This is a genomic window from Mesorhizobium sp. BH1-1-4 (genome assembly GCF_020165665.1).
In the GTDB taxonomy this organism is placed as follows: domain Bacteria; phylum Pseudomonadota; class Alphaproteobacteria; order Rhizobiales; family Rhizobiaceae; genus Mesorhizobium.
In genome coordinates, this window is the sequence record NZ_JAIUIN010000006.1 from 150,231 (window position 1) to 169,105 (window position 18,875).

An 18,875-nucleotide genomic window follows, 5' to 3' on the forward strand; every position below is an offset into this window, starting at 1 on the left:
ATAGTCGCAAAAGCATGCGACGGGAGGGAAGAAGCGTCATGGCCAGCGTGAAGTCCGCAGCTAAGTCGAAGAAGAAGGCCGTCGCGGCGAAGACGGAGGACAGGCCGGCCAGGCTTGCCGACTACCTGCTCGCCCGCGCACCGGCGGAGGATATCGCCGCCTACGACGCCGCCGACCTCGAACGCGCCGCCGATCTCGCCGGCCAGGCGGTCGCGGCCCACAAAAAGGGGGAGTGCGTCGTCGCCGTCGAGGCCGATTCGGGCGTCGTTCGCGAAGGCCGCCCGGTGACGGTCATCACGGTCGTCAACGACAATATGCCGTTCCTGTTCGATTCCATCCTGGGCGAAGTTACGGAGACATCCGGTGAGCCGACCCTGGTTACCCATCCGGTGATCACGGTTCGCCACGGTAAAACAGGTGTGGACGAGATTCTCGGCGACGGCAATTTCGCCAAGGACGACGGCAGCCACGACCGGCTGAGCGTCATCCACGTCCACATTCCCCGGCTGACGCCCGAGCAGGCAACCGGCTTGGCCGAGCGGCTGCGCAAGATGCTCGGCCAGGTCCACGCCGCGGTCAACGACTGGCGGCCGATGCTGGCGCGGCTCGATCAGGCGATCTCCGAATTCCGCTATTCCGCGGTGCCGCTCGACAAGAAGAGCGTCGCCGAGGCCATCGCCTTCCTGGAGTGGCTGCGCGACGATAATTTCACCTTCCTCGGCATGCGCGAGTTCAAATATACGGGCGGCGAGGAAAGCGGCAATCTGGAGCGCGCCGAAAAACCCGGCCTGGGCATCCTGTCCGATCCCGACGTGCTGGTGCTGAGGCGCGGCACCGAAGCTGTAACGACGACGCCCGAAATCCGTGCTTTCCTGCATGGACCGGAGCCGCTGATCGTCACCAAGGCCAATGCCAAGTCGCTGGTGCACCGGCGCATCTATCTCGATTACATCGGCGTCAAGACCTACACCGCCAAGGGCGCGCTGGCGGGGGAATTGCGCATCGTCGGCCTGTTCACCTCGACCGCCTACACGCGCTCGGTGATGAAGATCCCGTATCTCAGGTCCAAGGCCGAAACCATCATCGCCAAGTCGGGCTTCGACCGGCACGACCATTCCGGCAAGGCGCTGATCAACGTGCTGGAAAGCTATCCGCGCGACGAATTGTTCCAGGTGCCGGTGCCGATCCTGAGGAAGCACGCCGCGGCCATTCTCGGCCTGATCGAACGGCCGCGCGTGCGGGCGCTGGTGCGCGCCGACCAGTTCGACCGCTTCGTCTCGATCCTCGTCTTCGTGCCGCGCGACCGCTATGACAGCGTCGTGCGCGAGAAGATCGGCACCTATCTGAAAACCGTGTTCGAAGGCCGGCTGTCGGCCTATTACCCGGCCTTCCCCGAAGGCGGGCTGGCGCGCGTGCACTTCATCATCGGCCGCTCCGGCGGCAAGACGCCAAAGGTCGAGCAGGCGACGATCGAGGCGGCGATCCGCGACATCGTCCGCACCTGGGAAGATGCCCTTGCCGATGCGGCGGAAGCCAGCGGCAGCGACCCGGCGTTGAAGGCGGTCGCCGCGCGGCTGCCGGAAAGCTACCGGGATTCGTTCAGCGCTGGTGTGGCGCTCGCCGATGCCGGACGCATCGCCAAGATCAGCGCCGGCAATCCGATCGCCATCGACTATTACCGCCATGCCGAGCAGAAGCCGCACCAGGCGGCGCTGAAGATCTATCACCATGGCAGCCCGGTGGCGCTGTCACGGCGCGTGCCGGTGCTGGAGAATATCGGCTTCCGCGTCATCAGCGAGCGGACTTTCGAGGTCGGCGACGAGCAGTCCGGCATGGTCTTCATCCACGACATGGAGCTGGAAAACAGCTACGGCAAGCCGATCGACCTCGCCGATGGCGGTGCATTGTTCGAGGATGCTTTCCTGTCTGTCTGGCGCGGCGACGTCGACAATGACGGCTATAATGGTCTTGCCCAGACAGCCGGCCTGTGGTCCGGCGAAATCACCATCCTGCGCGCCTATGGCCGCTATCTGCAGCAGGTCGGCATTCCGCAAAGTCAGGATTTTATTGCCGCGGCGCTCAACCGCTATCCTGACATCGCGCGCGGCTTGCATGCGCTGTTCATCGCCCGGCTTGGCCCAACGGCTGAAGGCGAAGGCGTGGTAGCGGCAAAGCACCTCAAGGCCAAGATCAAGGATGCGCTGGAAGATGTCCCCAACATCGACGATGACACGATCATCCGGCGCTACCTGAACCTCATCGAAGCCTCGCTGCGCACCAATCATTTCGTTGCCGATACGAAAGCGAAAGGCCAGTCGCTGGCAATCAAGCTCGAGTCGCAGGCGGTCGAGGGATTGCCGGCGCCGCGGCCATGGCGGGAGATTTTCGTCTACGGTTCCGAGGTCGAAGGCCTGCATCTGCGCTTCGGCCCGGTGGCGCGCGGCGGCCTGCGCTGGTCGGACCGCGCCCAGGACTACCGCACCGAGGTGCTCGGTCTGGTCAAGGCGCAGCAGGTCAAGAATGCCGTCATCGTGCCGGTCGGCGCCAAGGGCGGCTTCTATCCCAAGAAGCTGCCGATGAGCGCAGGGCGCGACGCGATCTTCGAGGCCGGCACCTCGGCCTACAAGAACTTCGTTTCCAGCCTTTTGTCGATCACCGACAATATCGGCCTGGACGGTGTCATCCCGCCCGCCGGCGTCGTGCGCCGCGACCAGGACGATCCTTATTTCGTCGTCGCCGCCGACAAGGGCACGGCGACCTTCTCCGACACCGCCAACGCCATCTCGGAGAAGCACGGCTTCTGGCTCGACGATGCCTTCGCCAGCGGCGGCTCGGCCGGCTATGACCACAAGAAGATGGGCATCACCGCCAAGGGCGCCTGGGAAGCGGTCAAGCGGCATTTCCGCGAGATGAACCGCGACATCCAGACGTCGTCCTTCACCGTCGTCGGCGTCGGCGACATGTCGGGCGACGTGTTCGGCAACGGCATGCTGTTGTCGCCGAAGACGCGGCTGATCGCCGCCTTCGACCATCGTGACATCTTCATCGATCCCGATCCTGACATGGCTGCCTCGATGGCCGAGCGCGAACGCATGTTCGCGCTGCCGCGTTCGAGCTGGCAGGACTATGACAAGACCAAGCTGTCGGAAGGCGGCGTCATCGTCTCGCGCAGCCAGAAGTCGATCACCTTGCCGGCTGCCGCGGCTGCCGCGATCGGCCTCGCCAAGACGACCGCCACGCCGGTCGAGATCATGACGGCCATCCTCAAGGCGCCGGTCGACCTTTTGTGGTTCGGCGGCATCGGCACCTATCTCAGGGCATCGACGGAGACCAATGCCGAGGTCGGCGACCGCGCCAACGATGCCATCCGCATCACCGCGCTCGACGCGCGCGCAAAGGTGATCGGCGAGGGCGCCAATCTCGGCGTCACGCAGCGGGCACGCATCGAGTTCGGCATGAATGGCGGCCGTTGCAATTCCGACGCCATCGACAATTCGGGCGGCGTCAACTGCTCCGACGTCGAGGTCAACATCAAGATCGCGCTGGCATCGGCCATGCGCAAGGGTTCGCTGACGCGCCCGGCACGCAACAAGCTGCTGGCCGAGATGACCGACGAGGTTGGCGGCCTGGTGCTGTCCAACAATTATCAGCAGACGCTGGCGCTTTCGATCGCTCGCAAGCGCGGCCTGGCCGACATCGCGCATCAAAGCCGTTTCATGTCGGCGCTCGAAGCGCGCGGCCTGCTCGACCGCGTGGTCGAGACGCTGCCGTCACCGGCGGCCCTTGCCGAGCGCGAGGCGCGCGGCGAGCCGCTGACCCGGGCCGAACTCGGCGTGCTGCTCGCCTATGCCAAGATCGTGCTGTTCTCCGACATCGTCGCCAGCGACGTGCCGGACGATGCGCATTTCGACCGCGATCTCATGGGCTATTTCCCGGACCGGATGGCGAAGAAATACGTCACCGAAATCCATGGCCACCGGCTGCGCCGCGAGATCATTGCCCGTGTCGTGGCCAACGATCTGGTCAATCGTGGCGGCCCGTCCTTCGTCAACCGGCTGCAGGAGGCCACGGGCCGCACCGCCGCCGACGTGGTGCGCACCTTCGCCGTGGTGCGCGACGGCTTTGGGCTGCCGGCGCTCTATCGCGAGATCGACGCGCTCGACAACCAGATCGACGGCCAGGTGCAGCTCGATCTCTATCAGATGGTGAGCCGGCTTATCTATGTGACCAGCGGCTGGTATCTGAAGAACGACGCCGGCACCGCGGCCCTCGGCCAGCGCATCGCCGAATTGCAGGACGCGCGCAAGGCGCTGGAGCCCAAACTGGTATCGCTGCTGCCCGCCTTCTCGCGCGAGCGGATCGAGGAGAAGCGGCACGGCCTGTTCAAGGCCGGCGCCCCGGAAAAGCTGGCCGAGCAGCTGGCGCTGAGCGAGGTGGCGGAACTCATTCCCGACATCGCGCTGACGGCGCGCACCGCCGGTGCCGATATCGTCGCGGCCGCAAAGGCGTTCTTCGCCGTCAGCGACGCCTTCCGCATCCCGCGTGTCGAGGACGCGGCGCGCTCGATCACGCCTTCGGACTATTATGATCAACTCGCTCTCTCCCGGGCCACCGACACGATCGGCGCGGCACGGCGCGGCATCGTGGTCGCCGCGCTCACCGGCCAGGCCAAGGCGGCCGATCCGGTGGCGGCGTGGCTCGAAGCCGGCGGCGAGCGGGTGGCGCGCATCCGCGATCGGCTGCAGGCGTTGACGGAAGGCGGCGACATCACCGTGTCCCGGCTGTCGGTCGCCTCAGGACTGATGAGCGACCTGACCGGGATGTGAGCGGATCATTTCCGAGGCTGGCGGCGCGACGCTTGTCATTTGCACGAGCCTCGGAAACATGCAGACATGGCGCCCGATACGGGAGTGTCCGGGGGAATCAGCATGGCGGTAGACACAGTGCAGCGGGCATCCGGGCGCGGCATCTGGGGGTGGATGTTCTTCGACTGGGCGGCGCAGCCGTTCTTCACGGTCGTTACCACTTTCATCTTCGGCCCCTATTTCGTTTCGCGCATGGCGAGCGATCCCACCACGGGCCAGGCTGTCTGGGGCTATGGCATCGCCGCGGCTGGGCTGGTCATCGCGGTGCTATCGCCGATCCTCGGTTCGATCGCCGACCAGACCGGACCGCGCAAGCCGTGGATCGCCTTCTTCGCGGCGATCAAGATCACCAGTCTCACCTTGCTCTGGTTCGCCGCGCCCGGTTCCAACCTGTTCCTCATCGTGGCGCTGTTCTCGCTGGCATCCGTGGCGGCGGAGTTTTCCACTGTCTTCAACGATTCCATGATGCCGCGCCTAGTGCCGAAGAGCGAGATCGGCCGCATCTCCAACATGGCCTGGGGTCTCGGCTACCTCGGCGGCATGATCGCGCTGATCTTCGTCGTCACTTGTCTCGCCGGTTCGCCTGAAACCGGCAAGACCATCATCGGCATCACCCCGCTGTTCGGTCTCGATCCGCATCTGGGCGAGGATGCCCGCGCGACCGGGCCTTTGTCGGCCGGCTGGTATTTCCTGTTCATCCTGCCGATGTTCTTCTTCACGCCGGACGCCATCAAGGGCATTCCGATCGGACCGGCGGTGCGCGAGGGCCTGTCGGAGCTGAAATCGACACTGGCCGAAGTGCGCAAGCGCGGCGGCATCTTCCGCTTTCTTGTCGCCCGCATGATCTATCAGGATGGCGTCAACGCGCTGCTGGCGCTGGGCGGCACCTTCGCGGCTGGCATGTTCCATTGGTCGATCACCGAGATCGGCATGTTCGGCATCATCCTCAATGTCGTCGCCATCTTCGGCTGCTGGATCGCGGCGCGCCTCGACACGGCGCTGGGCTCCAAGGTGGTGGTGATGATTTCGCTGGTCATGCTGTCCATCGCCACCATCGGCGTCGTCTCGACGGGGCCGGGCTTCACGCTGCTTGGCCTGATCCAGCTTTCGACCGCTGACTCGGGTGGGTTGTTCGGAACGGCGGCCGAAAAGGCCTACATCATGTACGGCCTGCTGATCGGCCTGGCTTTCGGCCCGGTGCAGGCCTCGTCGCGTTCCTACATGGCGCGCAGCGTCACCGCGGCGGAATCCGGCCGCTATTTCGGCATTTATGCGCTGGCCGGACGGGCGACCAGTTTCCTGGCGCCGTTCATGGTCGCGACGATCACCGCGACCAGCGGCTCGGCGCGGCTCGGCATGGCAGCGATTATTTTGTTCCTGGCGATTGGCATGGCGATCCTGGTCAGGACGCCATACCCGGCGGATCGGCCGGGTGAGTAGCAGCGCCTCTTCCTTCTCCCACAAGGGGAGAAGGAAGAGGGTGCTCAATGCCGGAAATGCCTTGTCCCGGTGAACACCATGGCAATGCCGTGTTCGTCGGCGGCGGCGATGACGTCGTCGTCGCGCATCGAGCCGCCCGGTTGGATGACGGCGGTGGCGCCGGCCTCGATGGCCGATATCAGCCCGTCGGCGAAGGGGAAGAAGGCGTCGGAGGCGACCACCGACCCCTTGGTCAGCGGCTCCGGATGGCCGGCGGCTTCAGCGGCGTCGAGCGCCTTGCGGGCGGCGATGCGCGAGGAATCGACCCGGCTCATCTGGCCGGCGCCGATGCCGACGGTGGCGCCGTCCTTGGCATAGACGATGGCGTTCGACTTGACGTGCTTGGCGACGCGGAAGGCGAATTTCAGGTCCGCCATCTCGGCCGGGGTCGGTGCCCGCTTCGTCACCACCCTCAGGTCGAGGTCGTCGACCACGGCATTGTCGCGGCCCTGGACCAGGAGGCCGCCGGAAACGGACTTGACCGTGGTGCCGGGCGCGCGCGGATCCGGCAGGCCGCCGGTGACCAGCAGGCGCAAATTCTTCTTGGCGGCTATGATTGCCGCGCCTTCGTCGGTCGCGTCGGGCGCGATGATCACCTCGGTGAAGGTCTTGACGATTTCCTGCGCCGCCTCGGCGTCGAGAATGCGGTTGACAGCGACAATGCCGCCGAAAGCCGAGACCGGGTCGCAGGCGAGCGCCTTGGCGTAGGCCGCCTTCAGCGACGTGCCTTCGGCCACGCCACACGGGTTGGCGTGCTTGATGATGGCGACGGCCGCCGAGCGCGCCGGATCGAATTCGCCGGCCAGTTCGAAGGCGGCGTCGGTGTCGTTGATGTTGTTGTAGGATAGCTGCTTGCCCTGCAGCTGTCGCGCCGTGGCGACACCTGGGCGTTTGTCGCCATTGACGTAGAAGCCGGCGGCCTGGTGGGGGTTTTCGCCGTAGCGCATCACCTCGGCCAGCCGGCCGCCGAAGGCGCGCCAGGTCGGATGCTCGATTTCCAGCACCTCGGCGAACCACCCCGAGATTGCCGCGTCATAGGTCGCGGTGCGGGCGAAGGCCTTGGCCGCGAGTTTTTTGCGGAAATCCAGCGACAGCGAGCCGATGTTCATCTCCAGCGCGTTGAGCACGGCGGCGTAGTCGCCGGGATCGGTGACGATGGCGACATAGGCGTGGTTCTTGGCCGAGGCGCGGATCATCGCCGGGCCGCCAATGTCGATGTTCTCGACGATCGACGCGTAATCGGCGCCGGACCGGCGGACTTCCTCGAACGGATAAAGATTGGAGACGACGAGATCGATCGGCTCGATGCCGTATTTGCGCATCGCCAATGCGTGCTCGGGGTCGTCGCGCACGCCAAGCAGTGCGCCATGCACGGACGGATGCAGCGTCTTGACGCGGCCGTCCATGATCTCGGGGAAGTCGGTGAGTTCCGAGACGTCGCGCACCGCCATGCCGGCTTCGGCGATCGCCTTTGCCGTGCCGCCGGTGGAGACCAGTTCGACGCCGGCTGCGGCCAACGCCCGGGCAAAGTCGATCAGGCCGGTCTTGTCGAAGACGGAGAGCAGCGCGCGGCGGACCGGAACGAGATCGGGGGCTGGAATGTTCTTGGCTGGAACGGCCATGGGCTGGCAGCCTTTCAAGTCTGGAGGAGCAGGCCCGCGCCGTAGCACATGAGGCCCGGAAATCAAGCGTTCGCTGCTTCGCACACCCGATTGCCGCCGCAAGCTCAGTTGTTTTGGGGATAACCGGCGATCTTTGTCCGCGTCAGTTGCCAGTGGACCTCGGCAATGTCGGACGCCTTGAAGGCAAGCACGATCTGCCGGCTGCGGCGCGGGCCGCCAAGGCCGGCGAAGTAGATCGATTCCTCGACTTCGGGCACCACTTCGCCAGAGGTGAACACCCAGGTGTCGGCCTGGTCGGCGGTCAGCACCAGCCGCTCCTGTTCGTCCTGCAGCAGATTGATGTCGGGGTGGACGTGAAAGCGCACGGTGACGAAATCGCGGCCATTGTTGCGGATCGCTGCGTTGCCAGGCCGCTGGAACCGGTCCCGGCCCGCCAGCACATTGCCGTCCGAGGAGAGTTTCAGCTCGCGCTCATGCAGGAAACCGAAACGCTGGAGATAGCCGTCATGACGGGCGATGAAACCGTGGACGCCCTTCTGGTCGATGCGCTTGCATTGCACCTGCTGCGGCCCGCCTATCAACGGTGACCCGAGCTGGTCGTTGACCCGCAGCGCATGGGTGAAACGCGCCGAGGACGTGTCGTTGATGGTGGCTGTCGAGTGCGCTGCGGTGGCACGGGCCAGCGGCCGGAACTCGGCGGCGCCGTATGTGTCGATGCCGGCGTTGACGATGTAATGCTGGCGGCCCGACGACAGTTCGAAGGCGAGGCAGCCGGCATGCGCCGCGTTGGACACGTCGACCGGCGGCGGCAGGCCGGTATCGGCGATGACGGTGGTGCCGCCCATCGCCAGCCGCTCGTAGCCCGAATGCGGTGCATGCAGCAGCGGCGAGCCGGCCGTGTCGTCATGGCGCAGGATGGTGGCGATGCGGTCATGGATGGTGGCGCCCATGCCGTTGAAGCGGGCGAGGCTGCCATCCTGGTGGCGGAAGAAGCGCAGCGCCGGCAGCATGCGGTCGATGGCGCCGATCAGCGCCTGTGGCGGCGCTTCGGCCTGGTTGGCATAGGTCTGGCGCAGCGGCAGCAGGTCGGCGAGGATTTCCAGCACCGCCATTGGGTTGCGCGAGATATGGCCGCCGTCGGCAAGGATCTGGCGATTGAGTTCGTCGGCGAGGTTGCGGGTGGCGCCGCGCAGCGCCGAGGCCGGCGCCGGCAGGGACAGTGCGGCGAACGCCAGCGCGATGCGGGCGCGCAGCCGGTCCTTGCCGTCGGGCATTTCGCGCGCCATCGACCTGAGATAGCGGATCTGCACCGCCAGCGATTTCAGGAAGGCGCGGTAGAAGGGAAATTCAGCGCCCTGCAGCACGACGGAAGAATGCTGCAGCCAGGCGATGATGCGCTTGGCCGTCGTGCCGGGCTCCCAGGCGACGCCGGCGATGTTGTTGCCATGCATGGTGATCCAGTCGGACACCAGCGCACGCGCATTGGCGGCGGCAAGCTCCGTGCCGGCGGCACGCATATGGCGCAGCCAGCGGAAGCCATGCAGCGTCTTTTGCCAACCGTGATTGGGGACATTGATCTGAAAAGGGGATTTGCCGCCGGTCTCGACCAGATGGCCAGACAGAGGATAACGGCCGTAATAGATCTCGAGTGCGATCTGCGGGTCGGCCAGGCGCAGGTCCGGCGGCGCGATCAGGACGCGTTCGGGCGTGCGGCCGGAATAGCGCCAGCGATACACCGGCCCGGCGCGCAGGCGCCGGCGTGTTTTGCGCCAGAACTCCTTCGCGACCAGCGTCCACAGACGCGTCGTGCTGCTGGCAGCCAGTGCCAAGACCCCTCCTGATCGTCCTAACCCCGGCATCGAGTCTACATGATTGCGCGACTCGTGCGAAGGCGAATTCCTTCAAACGATGCCGTCTGGCCTGGCGTCGGGCCATACTCTCCCCAAAAAAGTCAGCAAATCCCTGCTCTTAGGCCCTTAGCCGGCGCGACGCATGCGTGCGGCGAAGAAGCCGTCCAGACCGGAGCGCTCCGGCGCGCCGAGGTCGAGATCGGCGGGCGTGGTGCGCAGCGTGCCTTGCGGCGTCAGGAACGAATCGATGCCGGCGATCTCGCCCTGATGCAGCGGATCGTCGGCGATCTCAGGCGTCGCTCTGAGGAAAGCGCCGTGGAGATCCTCACCTTCGAGCGGGTCGAGCGAACAATTGGAAAAGACGATCCGGCCGCCGGGCCTGACCAGCGTGACGGCGCGGGCGAGCAGCCTGCGTTGCAGGTCGGCGAGCTTTTCGACGTCCGCCGCCGTCTTGGTCCATGGCACGTCGGGATGCCGGCGCACCGTGCCGGTCGACGAGCATGGCGCATCCAGCAGCACGGCATCGAACAGCCCCTTCGGCTCAAACTTGAGCAGGTCGGCCTGGACGATTTCGGCCGACAGGCCGAGGCGGTCGAGATTCTGCGCCAGCCGAGCCAGCCGGTTCTTCGAAGTGTCGACGGCGGTGACCTTGGCGCCGGCCAGGATCAACTGGGCGGTCTTGCCGCCGGGCGCGGCGCAGAGATCGGCGACGCGCAATCCGCTGACATCGCCAAACAGCCGGGCGGGGAGGCTGGCGGCGGCGTCCTGAACCCACCATGCGCCTTCGGTGAAACCCGGCAATTCGGTGACGGCCGCGGCAAGCTTCTCCACCCGGACCGTTCCCGTGGGCAGGACAATGCCGCCGAGCTTTTCGGCCCAGAGTTCGGGATCGGCCTTGACCGAGAAATCGACGGGTGCCTCATGGCGGTGGGCTGCCAGAATGAGACGGGCCTTGTCCTGGCCATAGGTGGCCTTCAGCCGGTCGGAAAACCATCTCGGCGCCTCGTCGGTGGCGTCAAGTGCCGCCGGCAACTCCGTTTCCTTGGCGCGCGCGAGCGTGCGCAGCACGCCGTTGACCAAGCCCGAAAAGCGCTGCGTGCGCGGGTCGGACTTGGCGTGCGTCACCGCGAGGTCGACGGCGGCGCTGTCGGGAATGTCGAGGAACAGGATCTGCGCGGCCGCCACATGCAGTATGTGCGACAGCGCGGTGGCGTTGGGCGGCAGCGGCTTCTCCAGCCGCCGCGCCAGCAGCCCCGATATGGTCATGCGGAAGCGCAGCGCGGTGACCAGAATGGCCCGCACCAGGCCACGGTCGCGCAAATCGAGCGCCTTGTATTGCGGGTGGCCGTTCTCGTGGTCGGTCAGGCCGTCAAGCGGCGTCCTGGCATCGATGACGGCGGCTAGCAGGCGCGCCGCCGCTTTGCGCGCGGCGAGGCCGGCAACGAATTCGCCGCCGTCACCCTGTTCCTGCTCGCCTGTGCGTCGAGGTGCCCGACCCGTCACGCTCACGACCATCGGCCCTTGGGCCCGGTCGGGTTGCGACCCCACGGATTGGATTTCGGTCTGGCCGGTTCAGCCTGTTGTTCCGGTTCGGCTTGTTCCGGTTCGGCCGACTTGCCCCATGGTCCGGCCGCTTGCGGCTCGTCAACCCGCGGCGGCGTCGGCGCCTGGCGCCGCGGGGCCTGCGATGCACCATCGCCCATCTCGCGCGCCATTGCCTGCAAGGCGGCAATGCGGTTGTCGGTGCTCGGATGGGTGGAGAACAGACTGTCCATGCGCTCGCCATGCAGGGGGTTGATGATGAAGAGATGCGCCATAGCGGGGTTGCGCTCGGCGTCGGGGTTGGGAATGCGTTCGGCTCCGCGGGCGATCTTGTCAAGCGCGGAGGCCAGCCACAGCGGGTGTCCACAGATTTCAGCGCCGCGCCGGTCGGCCTCGTATTCGCGGGTGCGGCTGACCGCCATCTGCACGATCATGGCGGCAAAGGGCGCCACGATCATCGCCGCCAGCACGCCGACGAAGCCGAACGGGTTGTTGTTGTCGCGGTTGCCGCCGAGGAAAAAGGCGAAATTGCCGAGCATCGAGATGGCGCCGGCAAAGGTGGCGACGATGGTCATGGTCAGCGTGTCGCGGTGCTGGACGTGGGCAAGTTCATGCGCCATCACCGCGGCGACCTCTTCATGGGTCAGCCGCTGCAGCAGGCCGGTGGAAGCGGCAACCGCCGCGTTCTGTGGATTGCGGCCGGTGGCGAAGGCGTTCGGCTGCGGATTGTCGATCAGATAGGTTTTCGGCATCGGCAGCCCGGCCTGCTTGGCCAGTGCCTGGACGATGGCGTAGTATTCCGGTGCGTTTTTCTCGTCGACCTCGACGGCGCGGTTCATCGACAGCACCATCTTGTCCGCGTTCCAGTAGCTGAACAGATTGGTGCCGGCGGCGACCACCAGCGCGATCATCATGCCGCCCGAACCGCCGATCAGGAAGCCGACGCCCATGAACAGCGCCGTCATGGCGGCGAGAAGCATGGCGGTGCGAATGGTGTTCATCGTCTGCTCCTGTCGGGATGGTGGTGAAAAAGGGTCGATCCTCGTGAGGTCATGGCTATATGATGGGAAACGCCCGTTCCCGTTTCAATCCACTGGAAATATCGCATGAACGACGAGACCAGTAAAACGCCGGCCGGCACGGATGGCGACGCTCCGCCAAAAGAGCTGACGCCCGCCGCCCGCCGCGCACTGGCGGAAGCCGAGGCACGGCGCACCGACTATCGCGCGCGGGAAGCCCAACTGCCCAAGGAGATCGGCGGCCGTGGCGGCAAGGAGCCCGGCCGCTACGGTGACTGGGAGGTCAAAGGCCTGACCAGCGACTTCTAGAGGCGATTCGGGTCAGGTCGGCTGCCCCGAATCTTCCCATACCGCGCGCAAGACTAGGCGGCGTCGCGTTGCGGTTCGAGTGTCAGCCAGCCTTGCTCGTCGACGGTGATGCCGACCGTGTCATAGGCCGATATCGCGGCATGCGGTGTCTGCAGCACATGCTGGTGCGTGGCGTTGATCACCATGACCGAAGCTCCCGCCGCCTCGGCCGCCGCTATGCCGGCCGGGGCATCCTCGAACACCAGGCAGTCGCGCGCGTCGAAGCCGAGCCGGCTGGCGCCAAGCTGGAAGCAATCGGGCGCCGGCTTGCCGCGCGACACATCCTCGGCCGCGATCAGGACGCCAGGCACGGGGATGCCGGCAACCTTCATGCGGGCAAGGGCCAACGAGCGCGGCGCCGAGGTCACGATCGCCCAGCGCTCGGGCGGCAGCGCGTTCAGAAAGGAAACGGCACCGGCGATCTGAACGATGCCGTCCAGATCGGCCGCTTCCGCCTTCAGCAGCAGGTCTGCTTCGTGTGTCGGATCGACGCCCGGGAGCGCCAGCGCGGTGATGGTCTCGATCGCCCGCACGCCGTGAATGGTCGGCAGGAAGGCCGCGACGTCGAGGCCATGGCGCCGCGCCCAATCGCTCCACACCCGCTCCGCCGAGGCGATGGAATTGATCAGCGTGCCGTCCATGTCGAAGAGGAAGGCGGCGAATTTTCTGCCAGCAAACATGATTTTCCTTGAAGTCGGGGGGAGGGTGGCGAGGGAGGGCGCGACCGTAACGTGAAGGCGCGGATATGGAAACCCGCGAGCGCGCATTTTGGCAGCGTCCAGGGAACCACGATCACCTTGCGGCGTTTGAAACCGGACCATTCCCGTCATGCGAAGAGGGACGACGCTCATGCTTATCCGCCTCGGCTACGAGATCGCCATCGAATGCGCCGAGGCCACTCCGGTGATTTCGTTGCTCGAAATCCACAACGACAGGCAGGCCGACATCAAGCGGCAGACGCGCGTGCTGACGTCGCCTTCGGTGCCGACCCGGCTCTACCACGACCTGCATGGCAATGCCTGCCGCCGTTTCACGGCGCCCGCCGGGGGCTTTCGCATCCTCTACGACGCGGTGATCGAGGACAGTGGCGAGACGGACGAGGTCAATACGCTGGCCCGGGAAATGCCGGTCGCCGAATTGCCCGACGATGTGCTCGGCTATCTCCTCGGCAGCCGCTATTGCGAGACAGATCACCTGAGCAATCTCGCCTGGCAGCTTTTCGGCCATCTTCCGTCCGGCTGGGCGCGGGTACAGGCGATTGTCGACTATGTCCACAACCGCCTGTCCTTCGGCTACGGCTATGCGCGTTCGACCCGCACCGCCGCGCAGGCGCACGAGGAACGTGTCGGCGTGTGCCGCGACTTCGCCCATCTGGCGATCACGCTTTGTCGTTGCATGAACATTCCGGCGCGCTACGTGAACGGCTATCTCGGCGATATCGGCGTGCCGGCCGATCCGGCACCGATGGATTTCTCGGCCTGGATGGAAGTGTTCCTCGACGGCAAGTGGTACACGTTCGATCCGCGCCACAACCGGCCCAGAATTGGTCGCGTCGTCGTCGCGCGTGGCCGCGATGCCACCGACGTTCCCTTGCTGCACAGTTTTGGCCCCCACCGGCTTACCTTGTTCAAGGTATGGACCTACGAGCAGGAAGGCAGGCTGTTCAATCCGCCTCATCACGGCGTCGACAGGACGGCCAGCGCACAGATGCTGGCCTAGCCAAAATGAGACCCGGGCCTGCAATTGTCTGACCTGAATCTCGCCACATCCAGTTGGTTCGCGCCTCGACATGCCTGGCAAGCCTGGGACAGTTGGCCCGCTTCGGCACAGCGATGCTGTGCCGCAACAAGACGTCGCCTGATACCGTACGAGCTCTTCGGCTGGGCATGGTAAGCATCCGGTAAACGTGGGCGTCGGTACAGCGCGGCGTTTACCAGTCGTTCACCTTCTCGCCAGGTGAAAATCCAACAAAAACAACGATTTGCTGTCGACCTCCTGTCTTAGGACGGATCTCCGCATGGCCCGGCCGGAATCCTGCATTGCCTTCAATGCGGCGACGAGGCCGAGGCAAGCGGAGGCTGTTGGATGCGGAATTACGGGGGTCTTGTTCACGCGGTCGGCGCATTCGCCAGGGATCGCCGTGGAAATTTCGCGGTCCTGTTCGGCTTCGCTGCCTCGGTCTTGGCGCTGGTCGCGGGCTTCTCTGTCAACGTCACGCAGCTCTACAATGCCAAGTCGAGCTTGCAGGGCGTGGTCGACGCGGCAGTGACATCGACGGCACGCGACCTGACAACCGGTGCCATCAAGGAAGCCGACGCCAACAAATCCGTGCAGGCCTTTCTCGAGGCCAACAACGCGGCCGGCATTCTACACACCGGTCAGGTGACGCTGGACAGGCTGGTCGTCAACAGGACCGCCAAGACGGTGCAGGCGGATGTCCATGTCGACCTCGCCCTGTTTTTCCCGATTTTCGACATGGGGAACATGAAGCGCGTCACCGCCTCGACGACATCGCTTTATTCGGACAAGCAGATTGAGGTGGCGATGATGCTCGACATAACAGGATCGATGGCAAAGCGGGGCAACGTCAACAAGATCGGCGATCTGAGAACAGCTGCCGAGAACGCCGTCCGCACGATGCTGGAGAACCAGGATCCGAAGAACCCTCGCGTCCGTGTCGCTATCGTGCCTTACGCATCGGGCGTGAACGCCGGAAAGCTGGCCGAAAACGTCTATGCCGAAAAGCAAGGGAGTTCTGAACTGCCACCCGTCGCCGGCAGTCCGCTTCTCGTTGCCAAGACGGGCAAAAATCTGCTGCCGTCCTTCAGCGAGTACCTCTCCATTGTCGGTGCCGCCATGCCACGCACGGATAATTGCGCTACGGAGCGGAAAACCAAGAACGGCGATGCGGATTTGAGCGCCGACGGCCCGGACACGGTTCGCACGGACACGACCGGCAAGAAATATTATGCGCTGGTCAACCGGGATGACCATCTCGCCGGCGAGGGTATGAACAAGTGTCCTGATGCGGAAGTGATCCCGCTGACGGCGGATTCAAAGGCACTGCTTGATTCGATCGGCGACTTCCAGGCCGGTGGTTATACGGCCGGCGCGATCGCCATTCAGTGGACCTATTATATGCTGTCGCCGCAATGGCGCGCCGCGATCAAGAATGCCGGTCTTGGCAACGGCGCTTCGAACGCCGATCCGAGGAAGATTGCCAAGGTTGCAATCCTGATGACCGACGGCCAGTTCAACACCGCCTTCGCGGGCGCCGCCGGGCGCTACAACGGCCAGGGGAGCCTTGCGCGTGGCAACGCCGAAACGCTGTGCGGCAACATGAAAAACGACGGCATCGAGATTTTCACCATCGGCTTCGACCTGAACGACAAGGACATGTCGGCAACCGAGCGGGACCAGGCAAAGGCAGTGCTGAAGGGTTGTTCGTCGAAAGACGCCTCCGCCGCCGAGAGACATTATTTCGAAGTGTCCACCGGAGCAGAATTGGACAATGCGTTTCAGGAAATCATCCGCAATACCGAAAAGGTCGTACTGACCCAGTAGTCCGCGAAAAGGAAAAGGCCGCCGCTTCTTTCGAAGCCGGCGGCCTTCCGTGTTTCCGTCCATGGCGCGGCTCAATGGCGGTGACGTTTACATCACCCGCCGCGCATCTCGCGCCTTAACGGGAAGACTGCTTCCCGAAAGTGCAATCCGCTGAGGCCACGTTCTGGAAAACGAAATCACTCGACATCGGATCACCTCCTTTCAGTTCGTTGAACACGATCCCAAGGTGGGGTGTTTCGGCTGATTTGGCAAGTGCCGCGATGCGACGCTGTCACGCGAGGTATGTTCAGGGCGCGCCGATGTGTCCCAATTGAGACACTTCATAGCCGCGCCGCGCCCGCGGGTTGCACCCGAACGGCCGAGCGGCCACAATCACATCGGGCCGTCGGCACCAGGCCCAGAGGAGAGGGGCATGGATGCAGCCGACAAGGCAGCACGCATCGTTCGGAGCGTCGTCGAGGCGCTGAAGCCAGGGTTCGCCGTCAGGCTGTGGACCGGCGAGCGCATCGGTCCGCCAGGCGGGCCGGTGCTTGCGATCAACGACCAGGACATCGTCTGGCAGCTGGCGCGCAGGCCGAATTTCTCGACGCTGGTGGAAATGTGGATCGCCAAGACGATCGATATCGAGGGCGGGTCGATTTTCGACCTCTACGCGCTGCCGTCGAAGGGCAAGCTCCGGCTCAAATCCCTGCCGAAGCTTGCCATCCTGCGCGACCTGCCCGCCGTGCTGTTCTCGCGAAGAGAGATGACGAAGCGGGCCGATCTTGCCGGGCAAAATCCCTTCGTCAGCGGTTCGAACAAGAAGGCGATCGAGCATCACTATGACATCTCGAACGCGTTCTACCGGCTCTTCCTCGATGAGCGCATGGTCTATACCTGCGCCTATTTCACCGATTTCGCCAACGGCATCGACCAGGCGCAGAAGGACAAGCTCGACCATATCTGCCGCAAGCTCAGGCTGAAGCCGGGCGACAGGCTGCTCGACATCGGCTGCGGCTGGGGCGCCATGCTGATCCATGCGGCCAAGCATTATGGCGCCATCGGCCATGGCGTCTCGTTGTCCGAGGAGCAGACCAGGCTGGCACGCGAGCGCATCCGCGCCGAAGGGCTGGAAGACAGGATCACCATCGACATCAAGTCCTACACCGAGCTCGACGGCGGCTACGACAAGATCTCCTCGATCGGCATGTTCGAGGCGGTCGGCATCGCCAACCACGCCACCTATTTCTCCACCGTCCATCGCCTGCTCAAGCCCGGCGGCATCTACCTGCACCATGCCATCACAAGGCGCGGCAAGGGCAGCGCCAGGAAGACGCTGCGCAAGGGCGGGGAGTACAAGGCGCTGATCAAATACATCTTTCCCGGCGGCGAGGTCGACACGATCGGCATGACGCTGGGCAATCTGGAGGCACACGGTTTTCTCGTCCATGACGTCGAGAACCTGCGCGAACACTATGCCCGCACCTGCAGGCTGTGGGCCGAGCGACTGCGGGCGCGGTTCGACGAGGCGATCGCGGAGGTGGGCGAGCCCCGGGCGCGGCTCTGGGTGCTCTACCTGACCGGCTGTTCGATCGCCTTCGAACGCGCCTCGGCGCAGATTTTCCAGACCGTCGTCACCAAGCGCGCGCGGGGCCCAAGTGGCCTGCCGCCGACGCGGGCGGATCTGTACCGGTAGCGCGGTGCGCCGGGGCCTTATTCGGCGATACCGAGCGAGGCGAGATAAGCCGCCGACGCCGGTATCCTGGACTTGTCCCTGATCTCGATGATGAGACGCGGATTGCTTTCGAGTTTCGCCAGCGCGGCAAAGACCGAGCGCCATTGGATCGTGCCTTCGCCGAGGCTCCAGTGGCGATCCGCGTAACCGTCGGCGTCCTGCAGATGGACATGTTGCAGGCGGTTGCCGGCGGCGTGCACATAATAGTCGACCGGTGGCGCGCCGGTGGAGCCATGGGCATAGTAGGCGTGGCCGGTATCGATCGATACGGCGACCGCGGGCGAGTTGAAGCTGTCGGCCAAGACCACGCGGATATGCGGGTCCTTGTCCTCGATGTTCTCGAGCACCATGGTGCAGCCGATATCCTCGGCCCGCTTGACGGCATCGCGCAGCGTCAGCCGGGAGTATTCGATGATTTTTTCGCGCTCGCCGGGATTGTTGTCGAGGTTGTTGTAGGACCAGGTCGTGTAGGGGCTGTGGACGACCATGTGGCTGGCGCCGATGGCGGCGCAGACATCGAGACCTTGCAGCAGACGTCTGCTGACGACGTCGCGAATGTCGGGGTCCTGCGAGGCGATGGTGAAGCCCCAGAAAGGCCCATGAATGCCGAGCCGGCCCCCATGGCCGTCGAGAAGCTTTCTGGCGCGGGCGGCGAGCGGTGCCCAGTCGCCGTTGAGAACACGGGCCTCGGCAAAGTCCTGCAATTCGAGGTCGCGCGGCTTTTCGAACAGCCAGTCGCGATGGGTTTCGACGTCGTCCAGCGTCATGGCGGCGCCAAGAATGGGCAGGGAAGTCATAGGCACTCCGATGGATTCGAAAATGAGAGCGACAAGTCGGGCCGCGCCGGAGGTGTATGGCCCGGTTTTCTGTCA

12 protein-coding genes are annotated in these 18,875 nt (G+C 64.9%); 6 read left to right on the forward strand and 6 right to left on the reverse strand.

The window, feature by feature from the left end; genetic code table 11:
- Positions 1 to 38 precede the first annotated feature (38 nt).
- Positions 39 to 4,826 (forward strand): NAD-glutamate dehydrogenase, encoded by a 4,788-nt coding sequence (locus tag LB569_RS13560; RefSeq protein WP_224692790.1) that lies wholly within the window; start codon positions 39 to 41, stop codon positions 4,824 to 4,826.
- A 102-nt stretch (positions 4,827 to 4,928) separates the two neighbouring features.
- Positions 4,929 to 6,305 (forward strand): MFS transporter, encoded by a 1,377-nt coding sequence (locus LB569_RS13565; RefSeq protein WP_224692791.1) that lies wholly within the window; start codon positions 4,929 to 4,931, stop codon positions 6,303 to 6,305.
- Positions 6,306 to 6,349: 44 nt separating this feature from the next.
- On the opposite strand, the gene purH is transcribed toward LB569_RS13565, so the two are convergent.
- The 4 genes from purH to htpX form a co-directional block, all read right to left on the reverse strand.
- On the reverse strand, positions 6,350 to 7,966 hold the full coding sequence (gene purH / locus LB569_RS13570) for a bifunctional phosphoribosylaminoimidazolecarboxamide formyltransferase/IMP cyclohydrolase (protein WP_224692792.1): 1,617 nt from the start codon (positions 7,964 to 7,966) through the stop codon (positions 6,350 to 6,352).
- Positions 7,967 to 8,070: 104 nt separating this feature from the next.
- Positions 8,071 to 9,795, reverse strand: coding sequence for a heparinase II/III family protein (locus LB569_RS13575; RefSeq protein WP_224537362.1), 1,725 nt, complete (start codon positions 9,793 to 9,795; stop codon positions 8,071 to 8,073).
- A 147-nt stretch (positions 9,796 to 9,942) separates the two neighbouring features.
- Positions 9,943 to 11,331 (reverse strand): RsmB/NOP family class I SAM-dependent RNA methyltransferase, encoded by a 1,389-nt coding sequence (locus LB569_RS13580; protein WP_224692793.1) that lies wholly within the window; start codon positions 11,329 to 11,331, stop codon positions 9,943 to 9,945.
- Entirely contained in the window at positions 11,322 to 12,359 is a 1,038-nt protein-coding gene (htpX, locus tag LB569_RS13585; RefSeq protein ID WP_224692794.1) for a zinc metalloprotease HtpX, read from the reverse strand. Before htpX ends, LB569_RS13580 begins: the two co-directional genes overlap by 10 nt.
- A gap of 105 nt (positions 12,360 to 12,464) precedes the next feature.
- Here htpX and LB569_RS13590 point away from each other — a divergent pair, with 105 nt between their 5' ends.
- Positions 12,465 to 12,686, forward strand: a complete 222-nt coding sequence (locus LB569_RS13590; protein ID WP_140702608.1) for a DUF1674 domain-containing protein — start codon at positions 12,465 to 12,467, stop codon at positions 12,684 to 12,686.
- Between the two features lie 53 nt (positions 12,687 to 12,739).
- Here the strand turns inward: LB569_RS13590 and LB569_RS13595 are convergent, their stop codons facing one another.
- Positions 12,740 to 13,405 (reverse strand): HAD-IA family hydrolase, encoded by a 666-nt coding sequence (locus LB569_RS13595; protein WP_224692795.1) that lies wholly within the window; start codon positions 13,403 to 13,405, stop codon positions 12,740 to 12,742.
- Positions 13,406 to 13,574: 169 nt separating this feature from the next.
- Here LB569_RS13595 and LB569_RS13600 point away from each other — a divergent pair, with 169 nt between their 5' ends.
- The 3 genes from LB569_RS13600 to LB569_RS13610 all read left to right on the forward strand — a co-directional run bounded on the left by LB569_RS13600 (position 13,575) and on the right by LB569_RS13610 (position 17,964).
- A complete protein-coding gene (locus tag LB569_RS13600) occupies positions 13,575 to 14,444 on the forward strand; it encodes a transglutaminase-like domain-containing protein (RefSeq protein ID WP_224692796.1) in 870 nt (289 codons plus the stop codon).
- 366 nt (positions 14,445 to 14,810) lie between these two features.
- Entirely contained in the window at positions 14,811 to 16,289 is a 1,479-nt protein-coding gene (locus LB569_RS13605) for a TadE/TadG family type IV pilus assembly protein (RefSeq protein WP_224692797.1), read from the forward strand.
- 412 nt (positions 16,290 to 16,701) lie between these two features.
- On the forward strand, positions 16,702 to 17,964 hold the full coding sequence (locus LB569_RS13610; RefSeq protein ID WP_140702600.1) for an SAM-dependent methyltransferase: 1,263 nt from the start codon (positions 16,702 to 16,704) through the stop codon (positions 17,962 to 17,964).
- A 17-nt stretch (positions 17,965 to 17,981) separates the two neighbouring features.
- Here the strand turns inward: LB569_RS13610 and LB569_RS13615 are convergent, their stop codons facing one another.
- Complete coding sequence (locus tag LB569_RS13615) at positions 17,982 to 18,800, reverse strand: sugar phosphate isomerase/epimerase family protein (protein ID WP_140702598.1); 819 nt, start codon at positions 18,798 to 18,800, stop codon at positions 17,982 to 17,984.
- Positions 18,801 to 18,875: the final 75 nt, after the last annotated feature.